Raw genomic sequence first — 25,300 nt, 5'->3', positions numbered from 1 at the left:
CTCTCCTGGTTCGGGTCTATTGCGCCGGCATGCGGCGTTCGACGAGCTCGGCGAAGAAGCTGCACCCGGCAGGGATCGCGTCATCGTCGAAAACATAGGCGGGGTGGTGGCACATGGCCGTGTCGCCATTGCCAAGGAAAATATAGGCGCCGGGGCGTTCTTCCAGCATGTAGGCGAAATCTTCCGAGGGCATGATCGGATCGACATCGTCGATGACCCGGCCCGCGACGGCGGCGGCGGCCTCGGCGGCGTGGCGGGTTTCCTCCTCGTGGTTGATGGTGGCCGGGTAGCCCGGCGTCCAGATCACCTCTGCCGTTGCACCAAAGGCGGCAGCGGTGGATTCGGCCACCTGCCGCACACGCTCCTCCGCCATCGCCCGATATTCGGGGTCGAGCGTCCGCACGGTGCCATTCAGCGTTGCCGTGTGCGCAATGACGTTGGACGCGGTGCTGTCGGTCTCGAACGTACCCACGGTCAGCACCACGCGCTTGATCGGATCGACGTTGCGTGACACGATGGAATGAAGGCTGACCACGATCTGCGAGGCGACCAGCGTCGTGTCGATGGCGTGATGGGGCGCGGCGGCGTGGCCGCCCTTGCCCGTCACCTTGATCTCGAATTCATCCGAGGACGCCAGCAGCGCGCCGGGCCGGATCGCGAATTCACCCGTGGGCAGGCCGGGCATGTTGTGCAGGCCATAGACCTCCTGGATGCCCCAACGATCCATCAGGCCATCCTCGCACATGGCCTTGCCGCCCGCGCCGCCTTCCTCGGCGGGCTGGAAGATCAGCACAACGGTGCCGTCGAAATTCCGAGTCTCAGCCAGATATTTCGCGGTTCCAAGCAGGATCGACGTGTGCCCGTCATGACCGCAGGCATGCATCTTGCCCGGAACGGTCGAGGCATAGTCCACCCCCGATGCCTCATGAATCGGCAGCGCGTCCATATCGGCGCGCAACCCGATCACCCGGCCCCTGATGTCGGTCTTTCCCTTGATGACGGCCACGACCCCCGTCTTGCCAATGCCCGGCGTGATGTCGGTCACGCCCATCTCTTTCAGGCGGTCCACGACGAAGGCCGCCGTTTCATGCACCTCGTACATCAGTTCGGGGTGCTGGTGCAGGTGACGGCGCCAGCCCGCGATTTCGGGCTGCATCTCGGCGAGGCTGTTCTTCACGGGCATGGCGCGGGGTCCTTTCAGGCGGGCATTCGTCGTTCGACGAGTTCTGCGAAGAAGCTGCATCCGTAGGGGATCGCCTCATCGTTGAAATTGTATTCGGGGTGGTGGACCTTGGCGCTGTCGCCATTGCCCACGTTGATGAAGGCCCCGGGGCGCGCGCGCAGCATGTAGCTGAAATCCTCAGCTCCCATGCGCGGCGGACGGCCATAGCGCACGCGGGTTTCGCCCGCCACAGCACGGGCCACCTCGGCGGCGATCTCGGCGTTTTCCTCGTGGTTCACGGTCACCGGATAGCCGCGCTGGTAGTGGATTTCGGCGGTGCAGCCATAGGCGGCGGCGGTGGCGTTCACGATCTCGATGATCCGCACCTCGGCCATGTCGCGCACCTCTTCGTCGAGCGTGCGGACCGTGCCAGCCAGCCGAACGGAATCGTCGATCACGTTGGTTGCCGCGCTTTCGGTGGTCATGACGCAGATCGAGACCACGACGGATTTGATCGGGTCCACGTTGCGGCTGGCCACGGTCTGCAGCGCCATGACGGTGGCGCAGGCGGCTGGCACCGGGTCGATCACGTTGTGGGGCTGAGCAGCATGGCCGCCACGTCCGCGCATCACGATCTCGATCTCGTCGGCGGCCGCCATGATCGGGCCGGGGCTAACGCCGAACTCGCCCACGGGCAGGCCCGGTTCGTTGTGCATCCCGTAAACCTCCTGAATGCCCCACCGTTCCATCATGCCATCGTCGACCATGGCCTTGCCGCCGGCCCCGCCTTCCTCGGCGGGCTGGAAGATCAGCACCACGGTACCATCGAAATTGCGGGTCTCAGCGAGGTATTTCGCGGCCCCAAGCAGCATCGCCGTATGCCCGTCATGGCCGCAGGCGTGCATCTTGCCAGCGGTTTTGGAGGCATAGGGCAGCCCGGTCTTCTCATCCATCGGCAGCGCATCCATGTCGGCGCGCAGCCCGATCACCCGGCCCTTGCTGTCGGACTTGCCCTTGATCACGCCAATGACGCCCGACCGGCCCACGCCCGGCACGACCTCGTCACAGCCGAAGGCGCGCAGCTTCTCCTCGACCAGTGCCGTGGTGCGCGGCAGGTCATAGAGAATCTCGGGGTTCTCATGCAGGTCGCGCCGCCATTCGGTGATCTCCGGCAGCAATTCGGCAAGACGATTCTTCACGGGCATTCGCAGATTCCTTACCAAAGCAATGAAGGGGTCAGGCGAAACCTGACCGATTGTTCAAATCCCTACAAGGGGGACCTCCCGCCAATCTGACGGCACGTCGCGTCAGATGTCCGGGCCGAGTTCGATCCGGGAGCCATCGGAGAAGCGATCCAGGCGGAAGCGGGACAGGTCGTGGCCCACCTCCTCGCCCGTGATCAGAGAGGCCATGACCCGCCCGAAGCCCGGCCCGATCCCGAAGCCATGACCGCACATGCCGGTGCAGATCGACAGGCCCGGCAGGCTGTCGGCGCGGTCCACCACCGGCACGATATCGGGCATGGTGTCGATCATGCCCGCCCAAGCCAGCGCGCCCTCGACCCGGCCAAGCGCGGGAAATTCCTGTTCGAAGCCACGCAACAGGCGGGCGACCGTCTTGCGATGCGGGGCCGGGTTCAAAACGCGCATGCGTTCGAACGGGGTTTCGTCCACGCCGCGCCAGACGCGCGGGGTGGTCCAGCCATCGGGATAGCCGCGCGGCGACATTGGGTGATAAACCCGCCCCCACGGGTCGCGGCGCAATTGTGGCAGGTATTTCGGCAGATGGCGAAACGCATCCCAACCCACGAAAATCTCGTGAAAGCCACCATTGGCCAGCGTGTAGCCGCCGTCGTCGCGCCTGCGGAAGGCAAGGCTTTGCCCGGTCGCGCCGCCGCCGTGCACCTCGGGCAGCGCCTTGGTGGCCACGACCGTCGCCTTGACCGACAGTTGCGGGATGCGGATGCCATGCTGGCGCAGAAGCAGCGATGACCACGCCCCGCCCGCGACCACCACCTCGGGCGCGCGAATGCGGCCCAGTTCGGTGATGACACCCGCGACCCTGCCGCCTTCCACGTCGACCAGCCGCGCGGCGCAGTTTTCCACGATCACCGCGCCCTTGCGCACGGCGGCGCGCGCCAGTACCGGCACCGCGATCCACGGTTCGGCCTTCATGTCGCTGGCCGTGTGCAGCGCGCCCGCCCAGTTTGTCCTGCCGCCGGGAAGCAGGTCGGCGGTCTCTCGCGCGCTTAGCAAGCGGCTGTCCACGCCCGAACCAGCAACTGCATCCAGCCATCCCTGAAAGCCCGCCATCTCGGCCTCACTCTTGGCCAGATAGGTCAGCCCGCATTGGCGAAGCCCCAGATCCTCGCCCACCTCAGCGGCAAGCTGCATCCACAGCCGGTTCGCCTCCATCATGATCGGCAGTTCGGCGGGGTCGCGCCCCTGCTGACGGACCCAGCCCCAGTTTCGGCTGCTCTGTTCCGCCGCCACCCATCCCTTTTCGAGGACCACGGGGCGCAGGCCCTTTTCGGCAAGGTAATAGGCCGTCATCACCCCGATGACGCCACCGCCGATGATGACAACATCCGCCGCCTCCGGCAGCGGGCCGGCATGTTCCACGGGCCGGTGCAGGCCAAGCGGGAAGGGCGTCATTGGCAGAGCGTCTCCAGCAGCCGGTCCATGAAGCGTTCCCCGGCCTCGAACTGTTCCACGGTCAGGAACTCGTCGGGCTGGTGCGCCTGCGCGATGTCGCCGGGGCCGCAGACAACGGCGGAATAGCCGCCGTGCTGGAACTGCCCGGCCTCGGTGCCGTAGCTGACCACATGGGTGGCGTTGTCGCCGGTCAGGCGGCGGACAAGCTCCTCCGCCGCGCCATTTTCCTCGGGCTTCAGCCCCGGCACGTCCCACCGGCGATCAATCTGGATGAAGCAGGAGGGATGCACCTTCTGCATCTGCGCTTCCAGCCGCCGCACCTCTGCCTCGTAGCGCGCGCCCCAATCGTCCATCGACTCGCCCGGCACGCAGCGGAAGGACATGACGAAGCGGCAATCCTTGGCGGTGATGTTATGGGCGGTGCCGCCCTCGATCATGCCCACATGCAACGTGGTGAAGGGCGGATCGAACAGCGCGTCGGCGCCCTGGGGCACCTTCGCGCGATTCTCGTCATTCATCTTGTTGGCCCAATCAATGAGCTTTGCGCCCTCCATGATCGCGGAGACGCCATCGTCGATCATGGAAGAATGAACCTCGAACCCGCGCAGATGGGTGTCGTAACCGATTCCCCCCTTATGGCCGGTCACGGCCTGCATCATCGTGGGTTCCCCGATGATCGCCAATTGTGCTTTCGGCAGGGTGCCCTGCATGTGCGCGATCATCGGCGGCGCACCTGTGCAGCCAATCTCTTCATCGCGGGAAAGGCATATTTGCAAGGGTTTCCTGAGCGGTAGCTTCGCCGCCTTCGCCATCGCCGCCATCGCCAGCGCATCGAAGCCTTTCATGTCGCAACAGCCGCGCCCGAAAAGCTTGCCGTCCTTCTCGACAACGGTGAACGGATCGGTCGACCAGTTCTGCCCATCCACCGGCACAACGTCGGTGTGGCCCGACAGAATGACGCCGCCCTCAATGTCGGGACCGATATGCGCATAGAGGCTCGCCTTGGTCCCATCCTCGTTGTAATCGCGGAAACAGCGGGCCCCGAGATCGGTCAGAAACGTCTCTGCCCATTCTATCAGCTCAAGGTTGCTGTCACGGCTAACTGTCGGAAATGAAACAAGCTTTTCCAGAAGATCGCGGGAGGTCATCTCGGCGGGCATGGGCAGGGTCCTTTGTGCTTCGCGCCTGAGCCTCTTCTTACCCCGCCAGCCCGTCAAGCCCACCCCCGACAAATGCTCAAATTTTGCCCGAATGGTCAAAATCGGACGCAAGGTCAGGTTAAAACCTATTGCGGGGGACCAGTTTCCTGATACCGTGACGGGAATGAACGCACCCGCCCGGCAGAGGCGGGGCGATGTCCAACCGGTGAGGAGCGTCTGGTGATGCTTGATGGGGCACAGCCCTCCGTCCTTGATGTCAAGGACCTCAAGACCGTATTCAAAACCCGACGCGGCGAAGTCCACGCGGTCAACAACGTGAGCTTCCACCTGAAGGCGGGGGAGCTTCTGGGTGTTGTCGGGGAAAGCGGTTCTGGAAAATCCGTGACCATGATGTCCCTGATCGGCCTTGTGCCGGCACCGCCTGCGGTGGTCAGCGGCGAAGGTGTCTATTTCGAAGGTCAGAACCTGCTGACCGCCACCGATGACGAATTGCGGGCCGTGCGCGGCGCGCGGATCGGGTTTGTCTTTCAGGACCCGATGACCTCGCTGAATCCGGTGTTCAACGTCGGCTTCCAGCTGATGGAGCCGCTGCGCAAGCATATGGGCATGTCCAAGGCCAAGGCGCGCGTGCGGGCCAAGGAACTGCTGGAACTGGTCGGCATCCCCGATGCGGAACGGCGGCTCAAGGATTACCCGCACCAGTTTTCCGGCGGCATGCGTCAACGGGTGATGATTGCCATCGCGCTGGCCTGCGACCCCAAGGTGCTGATCGCGGACGAGCCGACCACGGCGCTTGATGTGACCATCCAGGCGCAGATCCTCGAACTGATGAAAGACCTGCGCGACAAGCTGGGTATGGCGGTGGTCTGGATTACCCATGACCTCGGCGTCATCGCCGGCATCGCCGACCGGGTTCTGGTCATGTATGGCGGGCAGGTGGTGGAACATGCCCCGGTGCGCGAATTGTTCGCCAACCCCAAGCATCCCTATACCCGCGCCCTGCTGGAAACCGTGCCGCATGTGCGCGGCGAACGGGCCGAACGGCTTGAGGTGATCGAAGGCCAGCCCCCGATCCTGCGCGCCCACCCCACGGCTTGCCCCTTCCGCGACCGCTGCGACAAGGCGTTTGACCGCTGCGCGCGGGAGAACCCTTCGCGCTACCCTGTTGGCCCCGTCCATGACGTGGCCTGTTTCTGGGACCCCGAGACCGGAGGCGCCCGCGATGTTTGATACGGCTCAGCGCAAGAAACTCGTCTCGGTCAACGGGCTGAAGATGTATTTCCCCATCCATACCGGCCTGTTGCGTCGCCACACGGGCGACGTGAAGGCGGTCGATGACGTCAGCTTTGACATCTATGAGGGCGAAACGCTTGGCCTCGTGGGGGAGTCCGGCTGTGGCAAATCCACCTGCGGGCGCGCGGTGCTGCGGCTTTACGATCCGACCGCAGGAACGATCGAGGTTGATGGCACCGATATCTCGACCACCTCGCAAAGCGGGCTGCGCAAGATGCGCCCGGTCATGCAGATGGTCTTTCAGGATCCTCAGGCCAGCCTTAACCCGCGCATGTCAGTGGCCGATATCATCGGCGAGCCGCTGCGCGAGCATACCAAGAAATCCAAGGCCGAACGGCTGGACCGCATCTATGAACTGATGGATGCCGTGGGCCTGAACCGTGATTTCGCCAACCGGTATCCGCATGAGTTTTCCGGTGGCCAGCGTCAGCGCATCGGGATCGCCCGCGCCCTGGCGCTGAACCCGAAATTCATCGTCTGTGACGAACCGATTGCGGCGCTCGACGTGTCGATTCAGGCGCAGGTCGTGAACCTGCTGGAAGACCTGCAATCCGAGCTTGGCCTGACCTACCTCTTCATCAGTCACGATCTGTCCATGGTCCGCCATATCGCGGATCGGGTGGCGGTGATGTATCTGGGCAAGGTGGTAGAACTGGCGCCGCGTGAAGGGCTCTATGACGATCCCAAGCACCCTTACACGGTTGCGCTTCTCTCGGCGGTCCCCGAACCCGACCCGGCGGCGCATGACTCCGCCAACCGCGTCATTTTGCAAGGCGACGTGCCAAGCCCGTCGAACCCGCCGCAGGGCTGCAACTTCTGCACCCGCTGCCCGAAGGTCATGGATATCTGCAAGCAACTGGACCCCGAGTTCCGCGAGATCGAACCGGGCCGCTTCGTTGCCTGCCACCTGTATAATCAATGAGACCGCCGAAGAACGGCGGCACCCATGAGGTCACAAGAGCTCAAGAGACCAACAAGGAGAGAGACAACATGAAGTTAAGACATCTCATGCTAGGGGCTGCGGCGGCTTTCGCCCTCGCCCCCGTGGCCGCGATGGCCGAGCGTGGCTCAGATGGCCAGCTCAACATCATCTACTGGCAGGCGCCCTCGACGCTGAACCCGTATCTCTCGGGCGGCACGAAAGAGGTGGAATCCGCCTCGCTGGTGCTGGAATCGATGGCGCGCTTCGACAGCGACGGCAACCTTGTGCCGTTCATGGCCGAAGACATTCCGACCGTTGAAAACGGTGGCGTGGCCGAGGATCTGACCTCGATCACCTGGACCCTGCGCGAAGGCCTGCTGTGGTCCGACGGTACGCCCGTGACCGCGAATGACGCGGTGTTCACCTGGGAATACTGTACCCACCCGGAAGGCGGCTGTGCCCAGGCCAGCTACTTTGACGGCGTGGAAAGCGTTGAAGCCCTCGACGACCGCACCGTTCGCGTGAACTTCGCGGCACCCAAGCCCTTCCCCTACACCGCCTTCGTCGGCTCCGAGAGCCCGATCATCCAGGCCGCTCAGTTCGCTGACTGCCTTGGCGCAGCCGCGCCCGAGTGCACCGAGGCCAACTTTGGCCCGATCGGCACCGGCCCGTTCGTCGTGGAAGAATTCCGCCCGAACGACGTGATCACCTTCGTGGCCAACGAGCACTACCGTAACCCCGACCAGCCGGCCTTCGCCCGCGTGGTGTTCAAAGGTGGCGGCGACGCTGCCTCTGCGGCCCGCTCGGTTCTGGAAACCGGTGAATTCGACTACGCCTGGAACCTCCAGATCGACCCGACCCTTCTGGCCGAGATGGAAGCCAACGGCATCGGCACCGTCGTGACCGCGTTCGGCACCTCGGTTGAGCGTCTGCACCTCAACCAGTTCAACCCCGATCCGGCCCTTGGCGACGCGCGTTCGACCGCGGAAGGCGGCCCGCACCCGTTCCTAACCAACCCGGTGATCGGTCAGGCCATGTCCATGGCCATCGACCGCGCGCTGCTGGTTGAAATCGGCTATGGTGCAGGCGGCCAGCCCACCTGTAACGTGCTGCCCGCACCGGCGCTCTATGCCTCCACCGCCAATGACGGCTGTCTGACCCAGGACATCGCCGGCGCCAACGCGCTGCTCGATGAAGCGGGCATCGTCGACTCCGATGGCGACGGCGTGCGCGAATACGAAGGCACTCCGCTGCGCGTTCTCTACCAGACCTCGACCAACGCCGTCCGCCAGGACACGCAGGCGCTGATCAAGCAGTGGTGGGCCGAGATCGGCATCGACGCCGAGCTTCGCAACATCGACGCGTCCGTGTTCTTCGGCGGTGATCCGGCGTCGCCCGACACCTTCCAGAAGTTCTATGCAGACGTGGAGATGTACACCAACAACTTCGCCGGTGTGGACCCCGAAGCCTACATGGCCAACTGGCGTTGTAACGAGATCCCGGGCCCGGATACCCAGTGGCAGGGTTCGAACATCCAGCGCTTCTGCTCGGAAGAGTATGACGCCCTCGTCACCGAGATGAGCCAGACCGCACCGCTCGAAGAGCGTGGCCGCCTGGCGCGCGAGATGAACGACATGCTGATGCAGTCCTACTCGATCATCCCGCTGATCCACCGCGGTGGCGTGTCGGCCCATGCGAACTCGCTCGGCGGTGTGCGCATGTCCGACTGGGACTCCGAACTGTGGAACATCGCAGAATGGTATCGCATCGACGAGTGATCTCGATCTGAACACCGCAGCCGCATCCCCTCGGGGGTGCGGCCCCTCACAGACCCCACGCAGTACAGACTTCTGAACCGAGGCGCCCGCCCATGCTGACTTTCACGATCCGTCGCTTGTTCATGGCAATCCCGACGCTTCTGTTCATAAGCCTGATCATCTTCCTGATCCTCGATCTGGCCCCGTCCGATCCCACGGCCAGCCTGCCCCTGACCATCCCGCCAGAGGTGCGGGCCGAGATCCGGGCCTCGCTTGGCCTGGATGAACCCATCCACATACGGTTTGCCCTGTGGCTGCAACAGTTCTTCGTGAACGAGCCGCTGAACCTGATCGAGCAATGGACGGGCCTCACCATCGGCGATGGCGACCGTACCCGCGTGATCTCGTGGCAGACCCGCAGCCCCGTTGTCGATATCATCGCACAGCGCATGCCCCAGACCCTGTGGGTTGTCGGCACCGCATACGTGGTCGGCATCCTGATCGCGCTGCCCATTGGCATCTACTCGGCCTATCGTCAGTATTCGATCTTCGACCAGGCCGGTACCTTCATCACCATGGTCGGCTTCTCGGTCCCGCCCTTCTTCTCGGGCGTTCTGGTGATCGTGATCTTCGCGGTGCAGCTTGGCTGGTTCCCGTCGGTCTATGACACGACCCATGTGGTGGTGGACTGGGACAGCTTCGTCGTGCAACTCAAGCAGATGATCCTTCCTGTCATGGTGCTTGCCCTTCAGATCACCAGCCAGATCAGCCGTTTCATGCGGGCCTCGATGCTCGACAACCTCAACCAGGATTACGTGCGCACCGCCCGCGCCAAGGGCCTCACGGAAAGCGTCGTGGTCATGGTCCATGTGCTGCGCAACTCGATGATCCCGGTGGTGACCGTCATTGCGCTTGGCGTGCCGCAGGTCTTTGGCGGCGCCATCATCACCGAGCAGGTGTTCAAGGTGAACGGTCTTGGTCACCTGCTGATCGGTGCCATCCAGGGCGGCGACATCCCGACTGTCCAGACCCTGACCTTCATCTTCGCGGTGCTTATCGTGCTCTTCAACCTGATTGCCGATGTGCTTTACGGCATTCTTGACCCGAGGATCCGCTATGACTGATCTGACCACGCTCGAAGCGGAAACCTACCAGAAGCCGCGCAACCAGTGGTGGGATGTGTGGGACCAGTTCAAGACCCACAAGGGTGCCCTGATCGGCGCGGCCTTCTTCATCTTCGTGCTGATCTTCGTCTTTCTGGGCCCGATCTTCTGGACGCTGGACGCGCAATATATCGACATCCGCGCCCGCAGCCAGGGCCCGTCCTGGGCCCACCCCATGGGCACTGACCAGTTGGGCCGCGATACGCTGTCCCGGATCATGGTCGGCGGCCAGACGTCGCTGCTGGTGGGGCTGACAGCAATGCTGCTGGCGCTGGTCGTGGGCACGCTGGTGGGGGTTCTGGCGGGCTATTTCAAACGGCTCGACGGTATCCTGATGCGCCTGACCGACCTGTTCCTCGCCCTGCCGCTGCTGCCGCTGCTCTTGGTCATCATCATGCTGTTCCGCGACACGCTGCGCGCACAGTTCGGCCCCGAAAAGGGTATCTTCATCCTGATCGTCTTCGTCATCGGCATCACCAGCTGGATGCAGACGGCGCGGATCGTGCGCGGCGATGTGCTAGCACTGAAAGAGCGGGAATTCGTTTTGGCCGCCCGGTCCATCGGCACACCGCCCTACCGAATGATCACCCGGCATGTGCTGCCCAATGTGCTGTCGCCGATCATGGTGTCGGCCACGCTCGGCATTGCCAACGCGATCATCACGGAAAGCGCGCTTAGCTTCCTCGGGCTTGGTTTCCCGTCGGACTTCCCGACCTGGGGGCGGCTGCTGTTCGATGGCACCGACTGGCTGCAGCGCAACCCCGAACGGGTGATCTGGCCGGGCCTTGCCATCTCGCTGACCGTTCTCAGCGTGAACTATATCGGTGACGGGCTGCGCGACGCGCTGGACCCCAGAATTCGTGGCCGCTGAAACAAGCGACTTCGTCTCTGCCTGAATGTCCTTGGGGCGTCGGTGTCGAAACCGACGCCCTTTTCAGTAAAAGCTCTGCGGGTCGATATCGACAGCCACCCGCAGATTGTTGGTCAGTTTCAGCCCCCCCAACCACTGCCGCAGCGCGTTCTGGATCGGTGCGCCCTTGGGCGCCTTCACCAGCAAGCGCACCCGGTGCCGCCCCCTGATCCGCGCAATCGGTGCCGGGGCGGGGCCGAATACGATCCCGTCAATCGCCCGGATGGGGGCATCCGACCGCGCCAGATGGGTGCCGAGGTCGAAAGCCGCCGCCGCCTCGGGCGCGGAGATCACGATCCCGGCCAGCCGCCCGAAAGGGGGCATCCCGGTTGCCCGGCGTTCGTCGGCCTCGGCCCGCCAGAAGCCTTCCTCATCCCCTGACAGGATCGCGCGGATCACCGGGTGATCGGGCTGAAAGCTCTGCAACAGAGCTGTTCCCGGCTTCTCCGCGCGACCGGCCCGACCTGCCACCTGCCGCATCAGCTGAAACGTCCGCTCCGCCGCGCGCAGGTCAGAGCCTTGCAGACCCAGATCCGCGTCGATCACACCCACCAAGGTCAGGCGCGGGAAATTGTGCCCCTTGGCCACCAGCTGCGTGCCGATGATGATGTCGGTCTCGCCCTCCGCGATCTCGGCAATCCGGGCCTTCAGCGCGCGGGCGGATCCGAAGAGGTCCGAGGACAGAACCGCCTGTTTGGCCTCCGGGAACAGCGCCGCCGCCTCTTCCGCCAACCGCTCCACCCCCGGTCCGACGGCGGCCATCTTGCCCTCGACCCCGCAGGACGGGCAGGCCTCTGGCATCGGCTTCGTCTCGCCGCATTGGTGGCACATGAGCCGTTTGAGGAACCGGTGTTCCACCATCCGCGCGTCGCAGTGATCGCAGCCCACCTGTTCCCCGCAAGCCCGGCATATCGTGACCGGCGCGTAGCCGCGGCGGTTGAGGAACAGAAGCGCCTGTTCGCCCGCCTGTAGTCGCGCCCGAACCGCAGCTTGCAGGGTCGGTGAAATCCACCTGTTGCCCGGCAGATCCTCGCCCCGCATATCAATCGCGCGCATGTCGGGCATCACGGCGGGTCCAAACCGGTCGGTCAGGTCGATCCGAGTGTATTTTCCCGACTCCGCGTTCCACCAGCTTTCCAGCGACGGCGTGGCCGAGGCCAGAACCACCTGAGCGTCATTCAGCGAGGCGCGCAGCACCGACATATCCCGTGCGTTGTAAAGCGCCCCGTCCTCCTGCTTGTAGGAGGTGTCATGTTCCTCATCGACGACGATCAGGCCGAGGTCGCGGAACGGCAGGTAGAGCGCGGACCGCGCGCCCACGATCAACTGCGCCGCCCCCTGCCCCACCATGCGCCAGCAGCGGCGGCGTTCAGTCATGGTGACACCGGAATGCCATTCGGCGGGCTCCGCGCCGAAGCGTGCTTTCACGCGGGTCAGGAACTCGGAAGTCAGGGCAATCTCGGGCAGAAGCACCAAGGCCTGCCGCCCCTGCCGCAGGCATTCCGCCACGGCCTCCAGATACACCTCCGTCTTGCCCGATCCGGTGACGCCCTTCAGCAGCGTTGTGCCGTAGCGCCCGGCGCGGATGCCCTCGCAGATTTGCGCGGCGGCCGCCGCCTGTGCTTCGGTCAGCTCCTTGCCGTCACGTTCCGGATCGAGCGGCAGGTAGGGGGCGTCGCGGGGCGTGTCGAATTCCTCCACCACGCCCTGTTTCACCAGCCCCTTGACGACAGAGGAGGTCACGCCCGCCATTTCCGACAGCTCACCAAGCGTGAAGCTGACCCCGCCATATTCCTCCAGCACCGCGATCACGCGGGTGCGGGCGTCGGTCATGCGGTCGGGCTCGCCATAGCCCATCCGGTAGAGCTTGCGCATCGAGGGCGGATCAGCCAGCCCCGGCGCGCGGGTCGCCAGCCGCAGCATCTGCGACAGCGGCGTCAGGGTGTAGGACCCCACGCGCGCAAGAAACTCCCGCATCTCAGATCGCATCGGGGCTACGTCCAGCACCTTCAGGACAGAGCGGATCTTGGCCGGATCCCAATCGCCCCGCCCCGGCCCCCAGACCACGCCGAGCACCTTGCGCGGGCCAAGCGGCACCTGCACGAAGGCCCCTATCCAGCAGCCGCCCTCGGGCGCCTTGTAATCCAGCACGCGGTCCAGCGGTTCGGCGGTCAGCACGCCAACAAGGCTGCCTTCCTCGAAGAATTCCTGCTCTGCCTGCATGTCACTCATGTTACCGCAATCATAGTTGGGCTTTCCGCCGCGTCTAAGCTGGGGTAAGACACGCCCGAGCCCGCCATCAACCCCTGAGGGATAGACCAATGAAATTCTTTGTCGACTCCGCCGAAGTGGACGCCATCGCCGAACTGAATGATATCGGGATGGTCGACGGTGTCACCACCAACCCGTCGCTGATCCTGAAATCGGGCCGCGACATCATCGAAGTGACCCGCGAAATCTGCGCCATGGTCGATGGCCCCGTCTCCGCCGAGGTCGTGGCGCTGGAAGCCGACGCCATGATCGCCGAGGGCCGCAAGCTGGCCGAGATTGCAGAGAATATCTGCATCAAGCTGCCGCTGACCTGGGACGGTCTGAAGGCCTGCAACATCCTGACCAATGACGGGTTCCAGACCAACGTGACGCTGTGCTTCTCGGCCAATCAGGCGCTGCTGGCCGCCAAGGCAGGCGCAACCTACATCTCCCCCTTCATCGGGCGTCTGGATGACATCAACCTCGACGGGATGGACCTGATCGGCGATATCCGCACGATCTATGACAATTACGGGTTCGAGACGCAGATCCTGGCCGCTTCGATCCGGTCCGCCAATCACATGAAGGACGCGGCCCTGATCGGCGCTGACGTGGCCACCGCGCCGCCGAATGTGATCAAGGCGATGGCCAACCATGTGCTGACCGACAAGGGGCTCGACGCCTTTATGAAGGACTGGGCAAAAACAGGGCAGAAAATCCTGTAAACATGGTGTAAGGTCTGCCCCAACCATAAAAACACCAAGGGGCAGACCACTTATGGGCGAAAGGGCAGACGCGTTGGAAGACTGGCGCGAACGGGTATTGCAGGACCCGGATCTTATTCTGGATGACCGCGACGTGATGCGGGCGCTGATTACCGCGAATGACCGCCAGATGGGCGGCAATATCGTCGATATGCGCGGCATCGCCATGGAACGACTGGAAAACCGGCTGGACCGGCTGGAGGACACGCATCGCAGCGTGATCGCAGCGGCCTATGAAAACCTCGCCGGGACCAACCAGATTCACCGCGCGATCCTGAAACTGCTGGATCAGGCGGAGTTTGAGGATTTCCTGAAGGTCCTTGGTACTGATGTAGCCGCGATCCTGCGGGTGGACCGCATCCGGCTGGTGTTGGAGAGCCCCGAGGCGACGGAAACCAGCGCCCCCAAGGTGCAGAAGCTGGAAGATGTGCTGACCGTGGTGGCACCCGGCTTTGTCGACGATTACCTGACCGCCGGGCGCAACATGCCGCAACGGGCGGTGACCTTGCGCCAGATCGGGGCTGGAGCAGCCAGCATCTACGGCGAGGCCGCCGACTGGATTGCGTCCGAGGCCATTTTGCGCCTCGACCTCGGGCTTGGGCGCCTGCCCGCCATGCTGGTCATGGGGTCGGAAGATCCGCACCAATTCCGCCCCAGCCAGGGCACGGACCTGCTGAATTTCTTCACCGGCGTCTTTGAACGCAGCATGAAACGGTTCCTGGGGTAGGCGCGATGAGCACCGCCCTCAGCCCCGCCGCACGCGACCTGATGGACGCGTGGCTTGCGGATGTGGGCAGCCTGCGGGGCGGCTCGCCTGCCACGGTGACAGCCTACGGGGCGGACCTGCGGGACTTTCTGGCGTTCCAGACCGGGCACCATGGGGCACAGCTTGGGCTTGGCCCCCTGCGCGCCCTTGGGCCACGGGATATGCGGGCCTGGATGGCGGCGGAACGGGGATCGGGGCTTGGGGCGCGATCATTGGCGCGCAAACTGTCGGCGGTGAAGGGGTTTTACCGATGGTGGGCCGAGCGGGAGGGGTTCGACGCCACGGCGGTCCTGTCCACCCGCGCGCCCAAGTTCCAGCGCAAACTGCCCCGCCCACTGTCGGAACCCGCCGCTCAGGACCTGATGGACCGGGTCGGCGCACAGGACGCCCGCGACTGGATTGCCGCGCGGGACGTGGCGGTGGTGACGCTGCTTTATGGCTGCGGATTGCGGATATCGGAGGCGCTTGGCCTGACGGCCTCTGTCCTGCCCCTGTCCGACACGCTGCGCATTCGGGGGAAGGGCAATAAGGACCGTGAAGTGCCGGTCCTGCCCGCCGCCCGCCGCGCCGTGGACCGATACGCCGCGCTTTGCCCGCATGACCTGCCCGCCGATGGCCCGCTGTTTCGGGCGGTGCGTGGCGGCGCGCTTGGCCCTCGGCAGGTGGCCAAGGTGGTCGAGGCCGCGCGCATGCAACTGGGCCTGCCCGCCACCGCGACCCCCCACGCCATGCGCCACAGCTTTGCGACGCATCTGCTGGACGCCGGCGGCGATCTGCGCGCGATACAGGAGCTGCTCGGCCATGCCTCCCTGTCCACCACCCAGGCCTATACGGCGGTCGATACCGCGCGGCTGATGGAGGTCTACCGCAACGCCCATCCCAAGGCGTAGCGCTGCCCTTTGCGGTCCTTCATCAGTTCAGCGTGCAGGTCATATCACCGCTTGCCACCGGCAGCGCATTGCCGTTGCTTCGCGCCCCCACGCGCTGCGGGTCAACGGCCCAGTCGGCGCTGAACCCTTGCTCCGACAGCTCGAAATTCGACAGCGTGCCGTGTCGGCCAACGCCGGGCTCCCACCATGTGCCAGCCCATCCCGAAGCCCCCTGCCCCAGAGCAGGGTCATAGGTGAGAGTGAGCCTGCCGTGTTCGTCCTCGTAGGTATCCTGATAGGTGCCCTCCATTGCCATCCAGGATCCCGCCTGACTGAGATTGACACCGCCCCAGCAATCGTAGCTGCCTGCCGCGATGATCGGCATTGTGCCCCCTGATGGCGTGGGTGCGACCGAGCCTGGCCGATCGAACATCACCGACATTCCGAAATTCGAGGCGAAGATCTCCAGCTCATGCGCGCCGGAATGGTGGAAATTGTAGCTCCAGTTCGCATCCGGCGTCCCGGTCATGTGGATGGCCTCAGCGAGGATGACGCTCTGTCCCATGGGGACGGTTGCCTGTCCGCGTGACAAAGGAGGCACGACGACGGGTTGGCTCTGGATCGAGGAGCTATGGGCATTCTGCGTGAAAACGGACAGCGTGGCATCGGTGTTGTTGTGGATGATCAGCGTGGCCTGTTGGCCATGCGCGATCCCCGTGATCGCCAGCAGCAGCGGGACAAAGAGCGCAAAGGCGCGAATCAATGCGGGCATGGGGACCTCCGTTCCGATTGGACGGCAAGGGTATCACGGGATGCGGCAAGTCCGAAATTCTGTCCTAACGGTAGTGCCGCCCGCCCTTTCCCGGCACACCCCCGGTTGCCTATCGCGTTGCTTTGGTTCATGTCAGTCCGATGACATTGCGTATGAAAGCCCTCTCGGTTCACCTGTTCACCGCCACCGGCGCGGTATTCGCCATGCTGGCGATGCTGGCGGCGGTCGAGGAAAAGTGGTCGCTCATGTTCCTGTGGCTGGTTGTGGCCCTGATCGTCGATGGGATCGACGGGCCATTGGCGCGCCGCTACCAGGTCAAGACCAATGCGCCAGAGTTCGACGGGGTCCTGATGGACCTGATCATCGACTACCTGACCTATGTCTTCATCCCCGCCTATGCGCTGTTCAAATCCGGGCTGCTGCCGGGCTGGACGGGATGGCTGGCGATCATCGTGATCACCTTTGCCAGCGTCGTCTACTTCGCCGATACCCGAATGAAGACCAAGGACAATTCCTTTGCGGGCTTTCCGGGCTGCTGGAACATGGTGGTATTGGTTCTGTTCGCGCTCAGCCCGAATTTCTACATAATCCTCGGGCTGGTCATCCTCTTTGCCGTGGGGATGTTCCTGAACCTCAAGTTCATCCACCCGGTGCGCACGGAACGCTGGCGGGCCTTGTCCTTGCCCATGGCCATTGCCTGGACCGGCTTTGCCGGTTGGGCCGCCTGGGTCGATTTCCACCCGGAAAGCTGGGCACTTTGGGGGTTGATGGGCAGCTCGATCTATCTGGCTATTGCCGGGATTGCCCAACAGGTTCTGCCAGAACGCTGATCTTGAGAAAGCCATGGATGACGCATGGTCAATGCGGTGATGGATTGACTCCGGCTTATGTTTGTGTATATTTTACACGTATTGAACCAAACCGCACTCAAACCCAGGAATTTGACCCATGCGTATCTTTTCTCTCCTCTCCGCCGCTGCTCTCGCTTCTGCCATTTCCGGTGCGTCTCAGGCCGAGGCCCAGTATGTCGACATGTATGAACTGAGCGCCTATTGCAGCGCCGGCTACTACGAGGCCTGCGCCATGCTGGACGCCTATGCGATGCAGATGCAGGCCCCGGTCTATGGCGGCTATAACAGCTATGACCCCTACGCCGCCCATGCGCAGCGGATGGAAGACATCCACAGCTGGGGCAACCAGATGCTGGCCACCGGTGCAGCCAACTCGGCCATTCTGGACCAGCGTCATAACTCCTTCATGGAAACCCTGCGCAACTGATCCCACGTCGCAGCAGATCGGGGCCTGTCAGCCGGTTCGGTTGGCAGGCCCTTTTCATTTTTCGGGGCCGGTTCTGCCCTGGTCTGACTCAGTTGAAATTTTTTTTGTGTCGAGTGCACACTTTTGCCTTGCGCACCCCGGATTAATGTGTAATTAATACACTAACAGAAACGAAGACAACGGAACTCAAACCAATGACATTCTCCTCCCGCTCCGCCGCCGCCCTTCTCGCCCGCGACGCCCGCACCCGCCAGGCCAAGCCGGTCACTCTTCCCAAGGCTCCTTTCCCGCTCGGCTGATCTGCTGAGCCCCACCAAGTTTCGTCAGGCCCGGCTGTCCTCCTCCCTCCTCTTTCCCTCCCTGTGCCGGGCCTGACACCCAGATTTTTCAGCACCAAAACATTTTCATTTCGGATGGTCCTGCTGCAACCGTGAGAGCGGCAGGGCCATCCGTTTTCTGTCCGGACAAGATGGGTGGGAGTCGTGATTGTCGACGGCCCGCTACTGGCTCTCTGCGTCCTCTGACGCGACAGCCGCTGCCGCTGCCGCCTGTTGCGCGCGGAAATCGTCCCACTGGTCGAAACTCGTCATGATCTCGAAACCACTGAGCGCCGAGCGCACGTCGTTCGACAGGTTTTCAACGCCTTCGCTGACATAGGACATGACCGCCAAACCCATGGCGACAGAGGCGGCCGTCATGACCACCCATTCGACCGTGGCCGAACCGCTTTCATCATTCCAGAACTGTGCAACGCAGGTCATGGCATCCTCTTGGAATCATCCGGGGAAGAGGATGCCTTACGGCCAAGGCAAAAATTTGACGGATCAAACCGCGACGCGTGTCAGTTTTCCGACCGATCGCGGATAATCTTGGCGAACTGGTCGAAGATCGGCTCGGCTGCCGCCAGAACCTGACCATCTTCCACGAGGTTCTGCCCGTCGCGAATCGGCTGAACGATGGCGCCCGCCTCTTTGGCGATCAACAGGCCCGCAGCCACGTCCCAGGCATGCAGACCCCGTTCCCAGTAGCCATCGTAACGGCCCGCCGCCACATAGGCGAGGTCGAGCGCGGCAGAGCCCCACCGGCGCACACCGGCACAGGCGGGCATCAGCCGCGCCAGATCCTGAAGCGTTGCGGGCAGGTATTTGCGCCCGCCAAAGGGCACACCGGTCGCAAAGACGCAGTCGATCATCCGGTGACGACCGGACACGCGCAGGCGCTGCGAATCGTTCAACCAGGCCCCCGCGCCTTTTTCGGCATAGAACATCTCGTCCTTCGCCGCGTCATAGACCACGCCCGCCACGATCTCGCCCTTGTGTTCCAGCGCAATGGACACCGCCCAATGGGGCATCCCGTGCAGGAAGTTGGTGGTGCCGTCCAGCGGATCGACGATCCAGCGGCGGGTTGGGTCGGTGCCGGGGGTTTCGCCGGTTTCCTCACCCAGCCACCCATAGTTGGGGCGCGCTTCCATCAGCTCTGTGCGCAGGATCTCTTCGGCGGCCATATCGGCCTTGGACACGAAGTCACCCGGCCCCTTGGACCCGACCTGAAGGTTCTCGACCTCGCGGAAATCCTTCACAAGGCTGCGGCCTGCCTTGCGGGCGGCCTTGATCATGATGTTGAGATTTGCGCTGCCCTGCATGGCGTGTTCCTCGGCTAGACGAAAGCGGCGTATACCCGTAGTCCGCAGCAAAGGAAAGTTGAGAAGCGCAGTTTTTCAGCACCGCCTGGACAAGCCCGCCCCGGACGGGCCGGGGCGTGGTTTGTCAGGATCAGGCCGCGCGGGTCGGCTGCATGCCCCCTGCGCCTTTCTTCATGGCACGGATATCGCGTCCCAGCAGGTAATCGCGGGCTGGCGGGCCATAGCGACCTGCGGCACCTTCCTCGCCAAAGGCAACATGCGCCAGTTCCGGGAACAGGGTCAGCAGTTCGGCCATCGCCTCTCGGTCGATGGATTTCAGCGCCTGCGGGCCGGGATAGAAGGCCTCGGTCCGGGCGCCTTCGGCGAACACGATCTCGTGCCGGTCGAACATGATGTGCACATAGGTCACCTGCTCGCATTTGCGGTCGATCCGCGCGATCTGCCCGCCATAGAGCTCCGCCGCGTGCTTGGCGCGGATCAGCCGTTCGCCGGTATCGGTCTTCATGACAAACCCGTGCTGCGGTGACACCAGCATCTTGCGGTCATTGCCGAACGCACCCTTGCGGATCACCACGGGCTTGAGTTCCGGCTTTGCCTCCAGCTCCTCGCCGGTCAGGGTACGACTGCCCACCCACCGGACCGGCTGAAAGCCGTTGTCGGCGGTCAGCACCATGTCGCCGGGGCGGATATCCTCCACCGCGCGTTCCCCGTCGGCGGTGATGATCATCGCACCGGGGGTGAAGCAGGGAATGCCAATGGCGAACAGTTCCGGGATCGTGTCGACCTGGTTCGGGGCCACGCCCTCCAGCGTGATGCTTTCGCCGCCCGGGAAGGTCAGGATTGCATCGCCGGTGCCGTTGCCGTTGGTGTCGGTGACAACGACATCCCAGGCGGTCACGGGCGTGGTGCCGTCGGTGGTCAGGCCCGTCACATCAAGCTGGTCGAAGGTGTGCCCGTCGCCGCGGTCGCCCATGTCGAAGCCGGACACAACATCGCTGCCGCCACCATCGCCAAGCTGCAGCGTATCCTCGCCACCGCCGAGGATCAGAGTCTCGAACTCCTCCGCGTTGATCGTGTCAGTGCCATCGGTGATGGTCACCTTTTCCGGGTTCACACTGGTCAGGTCGATGGTGGTATCGACGGTCAGATTGCTCAGGTCGAGCGTGTCGCCATCGGTCTCGCTGGTTTCACCGGCGATCAGATTGTCATTGCCGAACCCGTCTTCCACAATGACGGTGTCATCCCCGCCTTCGCCGAAGACCTGGTCGTCACCGGTGCCTGCATAGACAAGGTCGTCATCGGCCCCCGCGAAGATGCTGTCATCCCCGGCCCCGCCGATCAGCGTGTCATCGAAACTGTCACCGATGATCGTGTCATTCCCGGCACCGCCATCAATGCTGTCGGCCCCACCGGTCGCGAACACGTCGTCGCCATCGAGGCTGTCATTGCCAGCCCCGCCAAGGATCGTATCCGCGCCGTCCTGACCGAACACCGTGTCATCGCCAAGCCCCGCCACGACCGAGTCATCGCCCGCACCGGCCAGCACGCTGTCATCGTTCGACCCGTCGGAATGATCCAGCGCGTCGATCATGTCGCCTTCCGGATCACCGGTATAGCCGACGTCGATGGTGTCGTTGCCCGAGCTGCCCTCGACGATGAAATCGCGCCCGTCCGGGATGCCGATGGCAACCAGTTCGGCCGCACCGTCCACCTCGCTCGGAGCCACACCCACAAGCGTAATGCTTTCGCCGCCCGGGAAGCTCAGAACCGCGTTGCCGAAACCATCATCCGTGACCGTCACGTCATTGGTGGTGACCGGCGTGGTGCCGCCATCCGAGGTCAGGCCGCTGACATCCAGCTGATCCTGCCCGGTGTAGGTGCCATTGCCATTGTCGATCGGGGCTTCGAATTCCTGAACGATGTCGGACCCGTCGCCATCCGACAGAACCACCACATCCTGAGCACCATCATTGGCGCCAAGAGCGATGTTGTCATCGCCCTGACCGCCCGCGACCGTGTCGGCCCCCGCGCCAGTGGCGACGCTGTCATCGCCGGAAGAGCCCGTCACGCTGTCATCGCCGGAGCCCAGGACAACGCTCTCGATCTCAGTGAAATTCGCCACGTCGCCCGCTGTGGTCGAGGTCAACGTGCCGCTTTCATTATCCGCCGCGCCATTGGCCGACAGGTCCAGCGTCAGGTCAGCGCCAATCCAGGACGCATCCAGAATGTCGGCATCGACACCGCCTTCGCCACCCGCAATCGTATCGGCGCCGTAGCCGTCGAAGACCATGACCGTGTCGGCATCGTCGCCGCCAAGAATGCTGTCGCTGCCGCCCGCACCGCTGATAAGATCAGCGCCGGTTCCGCCATCCAGCGTGTCGTTGCCGGTGCCGCCATTGATCGAGTCATTGCCGCTGCCACCGGTGACGCTGTCATCGCCCGCGCCCGCCGCAATGCTGTCGTCATCGGCACCGCCGTCGATGCTGTCATCGCCGCCCTGACCGTTGATCAGGTCATTGCCCGCGCCGCCCAGAATGGTATCCGCGCCCGCGTCATTGCCGCCCCAGACCGTATCGTCGCCCGCCCCCGCGACGACGCTGTCATTGCCGCCGCCTGCTTCGATGCTGTCATCGTTCGAGCCGTCCGAATGATCGTTTGCATCGACCCTGTCGCCCTCGGGGTCGCCCGTGTAGCCCGCGTCGATCGTGTCATCGCTCGAGCTGCCTTCCACGATGAAGTCGGGCGCGGGCGGAATGCCGATGGACACAAGGTCGGCCTCGGTCGCCAGTTGGCTCGGGGCCACGCCCACCAGAGTGATCGACTCCCCGCCCGGAAAGCTCAGCAGCGCATTTCCGTTGCCATCATCGCTGACCGTGACATCGCCCGCATGGATCGGCGTCGTGCCCCAGTCGGAGGTCAGACCCGACACGTCGAGCTGGTCATTGGTCGAGCCGTCGCCGCTGTCGGTCATGTCAAAGGCCTGGACGATATCCGCGCCGCCGAAATCGGCCAGGGTTATGGTATCGCGCCCGCCACCAAGGATGATGTTCTCGATCTCGTTGAACTGCGCGGTCGAAATGCCGTCGCTGAACGTGCCTGCTTCGGGGTTGGACCCGGTCAGGTCGATGGTCAGGTCGTCGGTGACAAGGCTGAGGTCCAGAACGTCGCCGGTGACCTCGTTGATGCCCTCGGCCTCGATCGTATCATTGCCGAAATCGTTCTCGATGCGGATCGTGTCGTCGTTGAAACCGGCCCAGATGTAATCGTCCCCGGTGCCGCCCCACATCTCGTCATTGCCGACGCTGCCGCGCAGCCAGTCATCGCCCGCACCGCCGATGATCGTGTCATCGCCGTCGCCGCCGCTGATCGAGTCGTCGTCCGCCCCGCCGTCGATGCTGTCCGCGCCTGTCCCGCCATCGACTGTGTCGTTGCCTGCACCGCCGATGATCGTGTCGGAGTTTTCGTCGCCATAGAGGTCGTCGTCCCCGTCACCACCCTCAATCGAGTCGTCGCCAGTGCCACCGCGCAGCGTGTCGGCGCCAGCGCCGCCCTCGATGGTGTCGTTGCCCGCATCGCCCTGAACCGAGTCATCGCCCGCGCCAGCCACGACGGAGTCATTCCCGGCCCCCGCTTCGATCACATCGTCATTGGACCCGTTCAACGCATCGTTCGCATCGACCAGATCGCCCTCCGGGTCACCGTTATAGCCCGCGTCGATCGTATCCGAACCGCTGGTGCCCTCGACGATGTAATCGCGCCCGTCGGGGATGCCGATGGCGACAAGATCGTCAACCGTGGACAGGTTCAGCGGGTTGACGCCTTCCAGGGTGATGCTCTCGCCACCCGGGAAGGTCAGCACCGCATTGCCATAGGGATCGCTTGTCACGGTCACATCGGTGGTGGTCACCGGCGTGGTGCCGCCGTCCGAGGTCAGCTTGCTGACATCGAGCTGATCGACCGCCGTGCCATCGCCGGAATCGGAAATGTCGAAGCCGCCAACCGCGTCCTGACCGCCGCCATCGGCCAGATGCACCGTGTCGCGCCCGGCGCTGAGGATGATGTTCTCGATCTCGGTGAAATCGGTGTCGCCCCCGGCACTTCCCACCTCGAAGACGCTGCCCGCTTCGGGGTCGTTCGACGTCAGGTCCAGCTCAACACCCGACGTAACCGCAGACATATCCAGCGTATCGTCATCCGCACCGCCCGCCGTAAACGTCTCGCCGCCGGTGATCGTGTCATTGCCGAAGCCATTGGAAAGCTGGATGAGGTCAGCATCGCCGCCGGTCATGATCACGTCATCGCCGGTGCCGCCATCGACGGTGTCAGCCCCGTCCAGCGTGATCACCGTGTCATTGCCCGCGCCGCCATCGACGCTGTCATCGCCCTGGTTCAGCGCATTGTCGGCGAAAATGTAGTCGGCCCCGGCGCCACCGTCGATCGTGTCGTCGCCCGCGCCGCCATCGAAACTGTCGTTGCCGTCCCCGCCTGAAAGGCTGTCATTACCGATGCTGCCCGACAGGTTGTCATTGCCAGTGCCGCCGATCAGCGTATCGCTGCCCGCTTCACCGTAGAGAAAGTCATCCCCGGCCCCCCCGACGAGGCTGTCATCGCCATCGAAAGGTGCAGTGGCGTCATCATTGGCCTGCCCGTTGCCGCCAAAGATCGTGTCATTGCCGTCGCCCCCCTCGACGATGTCATCGCCTGCTCCGGTCACAACGGAATCGTCGCCAGCATGCGCGAGGACATAGTCGTCGTTTCCGGTGGTCCCGTTCACGCCGATCGCGTCATTCGCGTCGATCATGTCGCCTTCGGGATCGCCGGTGAAGGTCGCGTCAATGACATCGTCCGTGCCACTTCCCTCGACAATGCCGTCAAGCGGGGCATCGGCCACGGTCTGAATAATGACATACCCGACATCGCTGACGCCGTCGCCGTTCTCGACCGTGTAGGTGAAGACGGTCTCCCCCAGATCCGCGTCCGTTTCGACGGAGAACGTGTAGTCGCTGTTCAGCGTTACGACTTCGCCGGTGTTCAGGGTCACGGAGTCGCCCGGAACCACGGCCTGCCCGTTGATCTCGGTGATGGACAGCCCGTCGCCGGAGGAGTCGCGGTCGTTTTCGAGAACGTCGATCACGGCGGTGGTGTTGGCCTCTAGCGTGACATGATCCTCGAAGGCCAGGGCAACGGTCTGGATACTGTCCGCCGCGATCAGGACGTTGGTGTCATAGGCGCTGTCGCCGCCATCGGCGAGGCCGATCCTGATGGTGTTTTCCTCGCCCGGATTAACCGGCGCCTTGAAAGACAGGGTGATGGTGAACCCGTCCATCTCGGTATTGTAGGTGTCAGTCGCCGCCGGGTTGTCGACATAGAGGTTTGAATTCGATGTGTCGTTCACCGTGTCGATGGACACCGTATCGCCCGAGCTGGTCAGCGGCACGAAACTGCCATTGACCCAGACCCCGAGCGTATCGTTCACACCGGAGTTCACATATTCCAGATATTCCTCGGACGAGAAGACGAACTGCATCGTGATGTAGTCGTCATCGGGAATGAAGGTGGATTCGAAAACCACCGCGTCGAAGGTCGAGGTGGTCGAGATCGCATCGAGGTCCGCGTCCCCCGCCCCGCCATGGCCGGTGGATGTCCCGGCACTGGTATTGGTGTTTGTCCCGGTCCCCCCCGTCGTGAAATCGGTGGCATTGCCGGTCGACAGGATCACCCCGCTGTCGCTCGGCACCACCCCACCAGAGACCGCGTCGCCGCCCGAATAGGTCCCGGCCTGGGTCGCTGCGCCGGTCAGCGTGGCGGACACCACCTGAATGCCGTCCCCGAAAATGGTCTGGGCAATCGTCGTGGCGTCGGTCGTGGTGGTGACGTTCAGTTCAAGTGCGTCAGGCATTACTCGGACCTCCTGCAACGCAGGACGTCCCGACCGACA

The 25,300-nt window shown here is 63.8% G+C and carries 19 protein-coding genes; 10 read left to right on the top strand and 9 right to left on the bottom strand.

The features are described from left to right. Positions 1-16 precede the first annotated feature (16 nt). The 4 genes from RBB16_RS04610 to argE form a co-directional block, all read right to left on the bottom strand. Positions 17-1,183 (bottom strand): M20 aminoacylase family protein, encoded by a 1,167-nt coding sequence (locus RBB16_RS04610; protein WP_306045043.1) that lies wholly within the window; start codon positions 1,181-1,183, stop codon positions 17-19. 14 nt (positions 1,184-1,197) lie between these two features. After that, positions 1,198-2,367: a M20 aminoacylase family protein gene (locus tag RBB16_RS04605; protein ID WP_306045042.1), complete on the bottom strand. Its 1,170-nt coding sequence runs from the start codon at positions 2,365-2,367 to the stop codon at positions 1,198-1,200. Between the two features lie 102 nt (positions 2,368-2,469). Then, positions 2,470-3,816, bottom strand: a complete 1,347-nt coding sequence (locus tag RBB16_RS04600; RefSeq protein ID WP_306045041.1) for an FAD-binding oxidoreductase — start codon at positions 3,814-3,816, stop codon at positions 2,470-2,472. Next, entirely contained in the window at positions 3,813-4,976 is a 1,164-nt protein-coding gene (argE, locus tag RBB16_RS04595; protein WP_306045040.1) for an acetylornithine deacetylase, read from the bottom strand. The genes RBB16_RS04600 and argE overlap by 4 nt, the downstream gene beginning before the upstream one ends. Before the next feature lie 222 nt (positions 4,977-5,198). Here argE and RBB16_RS04590 point away from each other — a divergent pair, with 222 nt between their 5' ends. From RBB16_RS04590 to RBB16_RS04570, 5 genes are all read left to right on the top strand, one after another. After that, on the top strand, positions 5,199-6,206 hold the full coding sequence (locus RBB16_RS04590) for an ABC transporter ATP-binding protein (protein ID WP_306045039.1): 1,008 nt from the start codon (positions 5,199-5,201) through the stop codon (positions 6,204-6,206). Then, positions 6,199-7,191 carry an ABC transporter ATP-binding protein gene (locus tag RBB16_RS04585; RefSeq protein ID WP_306045038.1) on the top strand — a complete coding sequence of 331 codons (993 nt, stop codon included), beginning with the start codon at positions 6,199-6,201 and terminating at the stop codon, positions 7,189-7,191. The genes RBB16_RS04590 and RBB16_RS04585 overlap by 8 nt, the downstream gene beginning before the upstream one ends. A 68-nt stretch (positions 7,192-7,259) precedes the next feature. Next, complete coding sequence (locus tag RBB16_RS04580; RefSeq protein WP_306045037.1) at positions 7,260-8,969, top strand: peptide ABC transporter substrate-binding protein; 1,710 nt, start codon at positions 7,260-7,262, stop codon at positions 8,967-8,969. A gap of 92 nt (positions 8,970-9,061) precedes the next feature. Next, entirely contained in the window at positions 9,062-10,072 is a 1,011-nt protein-coding gene (locus RBB16_RS04575; RefSeq protein ID WP_306045036.1) for an ABC transporter permease, read from the top strand. Beyond that, entirely contained in the window at positions 10,065-10,982 is a 918-nt protein-coding gene (locus RBB16_RS04570; protein ID WP_306045033.1) for an ABC transporter permease, read from the top strand. Before RBB16_RS04575 ends, RBB16_RS04570 begins: the two co-directional genes overlap by 8 nt. A gap of 63 nt (positions 10,983-11,045) precedes the next feature. Here the strand turns inward: RBB16_RS04570 and RBB16_RS04565 are convergent, their stop codons facing one another. Then, positions 11,046-13,253 (bottom strand): primosomal protein N', encoded by a 2,208-nt coding sequence (locus RBB16_RS04565; RefSeq protein WP_371931210.1) that lies wholly within the window; start codon positions 13,251-13,253, stop codon positions 11,046-11,048. Between the two features lie 89 nt (positions 13,254-13,342). On the opposite strand from RBB16_RS04565, the gene fsa reads away from it, so the two are divergent. The 3 genes from fsa to RBB16_RS04550 are packed head-to-tail and all read left to right on the top strand — an operon-like array spanning position 13,343 to position 15,691. Next, entirely contained in the window at positions 13,343-13,996 is a 654-nt protein-coding gene (fsa, locus tag RBB16_RS04560; RefSeq protein ID WP_071688798.1) for a fructose-6-phosphate aldolase, read from the top strand. A gap of 52 nt (positions 13,997-14,048) precedes the next feature. Next, positions 14,049-14,762 (top strand): DUF484 family protein, encoded by a 714-nt coding sequence (locus RBB16_RS04555; RefSeq protein ID WP_306045032.1) that lies wholly within the window; start codon positions 14,049-14,051, stop codon positions 14,760-14,762. A 5-nt stretch (positions 14,763-14,767) separates the two neighbouring features. Beyond that, positions 14,768-15,691, top strand: a complete 924-nt coding sequence (locus tag RBB16_RS04550) for a tyrosine recombinase XerC (protein WP_306045031.1) — start codon at positions 14,768-14,770, stop codon at positions 15,689-15,691. Between the two features lie 22 nt (positions 15,692-15,713). Here RBB16_RS04550 and RBB16_RS04545 read toward each other — a convergent pair whose 3' ends face one another. After that, the gene (locus tag RBB16_RS04545; protein WP_306045030.1) at positions 15,714-16,442 is read right to left on the bottom strand and encodes a hypothetical protein; all 729 of its coding nucleotides are present in this window, start codon (positions 16,440-16,442) and stop codon (positions 15,714-15,716) included. A gap of 140 nt (positions 16,443-16,582) precedes the next feature. Here RBB16_RS04545 and RBB16_RS04540 point away from each other — a divergent pair, with 140 nt between their 5' ends. After that, on the top strand, positions 16,583-17,272 hold the full coding sequence (locus RBB16_RS04540; RefSeq protein WP_306045029.1) for a phosphatidylcholine/phosphatidylserine synthase: 690 nt from the start codon (positions 16,583-16,585) through the stop codon (positions 17,270-17,272). Between the two features lie 118 nt (positions 17,273-17,390). Beyond that, positions 17,391-17,720, top strand: coding sequence for a hypothetical protein (locus RBB16_RS04535; protein WP_306045028.1), 330 nt, complete (start codon positions 17,391-17,393; stop codon positions 17,718-17,720). Positions 17,721-18,220: 500 nt separating this feature from the next. On the opposite strand, the gene RBB16_RS04530 is transcribed toward RBB16_RS04535, so the two are convergent. The 3 genes from RBB16_RS04530 to RBB16_RS04520 form a co-directional block, all read right to left on the bottom strand. Further along, on the bottom strand, positions 18,221-18,481 hold the full coding sequence (locus RBB16_RS04530; protein WP_306045027.1) for a hypothetical protein: 261 nt from the start codon (positions 18,479-18,481) through the stop codon (positions 18,221-18,223). Between the two features lie 80 nt (positions 18,482-18,561). Continuing rightward, positions 18,562-19,362, bottom strand: coding sequence for an inositol monophosphatase family protein (locus tag RBB16_RS04525; RefSeq protein WP_306045026.1), 801 nt, complete (start codon positions 19,360-19,362; stop codon positions 18,562-18,564). Between the two features lie 130 nt (positions 19,363-19,492). Next, complete coding sequence (locus RBB16_RS04520) at positions 19,493-25,261, bottom strand: choice-of-anchor L domain-containing protein (protein WP_306045025.1); 5,769 nt, start codon at positions 25,259-25,261, stop codon at positions 19,493-19,495. Between the last annotated feature and the right edge of the window lie 39 nt (positions 25,262-25,300).

It is taken from the genome of Nioella sp. MMSF_3534, assembly GCF_030732985.1.
Classification (GTDB): domain Bacteria; phylum Pseudomonadota; class Alphaproteobacteria; order Rhodobacterales; family Rhodobacteraceae; genus Nioella.
The sequence above is the reverse complement of the archived record's forward strand: the minus strand, read 5'-3'. Positions and strand labels throughout refer to the sequence as shown.

Bases quoted from the DNA above. Each gene is read 5' to 3' on its own strand.
- RBB16_RS04570 (WP_306045033.1), top strand. From the start codon at position 10,065: ATGACTGATCTGACCACGCTCGAAGCGGAAACCTACCAGAAGCCGCGC.
- RBB16_RS04585 (WP_306045038.1), top strand. From the start codon at position 6,199: ATGTTTGATACGGCTCAGCGCAAGAAACTCGTCTCGGTCAACGGGCTG.
- RBB16_RS04590 (WP_306045039.1), top strand. From the start codon at position 5,199: ATGCTTGATGGGGCACAGCCCTCCGTCCTTGATGTCAAGGACCTCAAG.
- RBB16_RS04520 (WP_306045025.1), bottom strand. From the start codon at position 25,261: ATGCCTGACGCACTTGAACTGAACGTCACCACCACGACCGACGCCACG.
- RBB16_RS04540 (WP_306045029.1), top strand. From the start codon at position 16,583: ATGACATTGCGTATGAAAGCCCTCTCGGTTCACCTGTTCACCGCCACC.
- RBB16_RS04550 (WP_306045031.1), top strand. From the start codon at position 14,768: ATGAGCACCGCCCTCAGCCCCGCCGCACGCGACCTGATGGACGCGTGG.
- RBB16_RS04605 (WP_306045042.1), bottom strand. From the start codon at position 2,367: ATGCCCGTGAAGAATCGTCTTGCCGAATTGCTGCCGGAGATCACCGAA.
- RBB16_RS04530 (WP_306045027.1), bottom strand. From the start codon at position 18,481: ATGACCTGCGTTGCACAGTTCTGGAATGATGAAAGCGGTTCGGCCACG.
- RBB16_RS04555 (WP_306045032.1), top strand. From the start codon at position 14,049: ATGGGCGAAAGGGCAGACGCGTTGGAAGACTGGCGCGAACGGGTATTG.
- RBB16_RS04545 (WP_306045030.1), bottom strand. From the start codon at position 16,442: ATGCCCGCATTGATTCGCGCCTTTGCGCTCTTTGTCCCGCTGCTGCTG.
- RBB16_RS04600 (WP_306045041.1), bottom strand. From the start codon at position 3,816: ATGACGCCCTTCCCGCTTGGCCTGCACCGGCCCGTGGAACATGCCGGC.
- fsa (WP_071688798.1), top strand. From the start codon at position 13,343: ATGAAATTCTTTGTCGACTCCGCCGAAGTGGACGCCATCGCCGAACTG.
- argE (WP_306045040.1), bottom strand. From the start codon at position 4,976: ATGCCCGCCGAGATGACCTCCCGCGATCTTCTGGAAAAGCTTGTTTCA.
- RBB16_RS04575 (WP_306045036.1), top strand. From the start codon at position 9,062: ATGCTGACTTTCACGATCCGTCGCTTGTTCATGGCAATCCCGACGCTT.
- RBB16_RS04535 (WP_306045028.1), top strand. From the start codon at position 17,391: ATGCGTATCTTTTCTCTCCTCTCCGCCGCTGCTCTCGCTTCTGCCATT.
- RBB16_RS04610 (WP_306045043.1), bottom strand. From the start codon at position 1,183: ATGCCCGTGAAGAACAGCCTCGCCGAGATGCAGCCCGAAATCGCGGGC.
- RBB16_RS04565 (WP_371931210.1), bottom strand. From the start codon at position 13,253: ATGAGTGACATGCAGGCAGAGCAGGAATTCTTCGAGGAAGGCAGCCTT.
- RBB16_RS04580 (WP_306045037.1), top strand. From the start codon at position 7,260: ATGAAGTTAAGACATCTCATGCTAGGGGCTGCGGCGGCTTTCGCCCTC.
- RBB16_RS04525 (WP_306045026.1), bottom strand. From the start codon at position 19,362: ATGCAGGGCAGCGCAAATCTCAACATCATGATCAAGGCCGCCCGCAAG.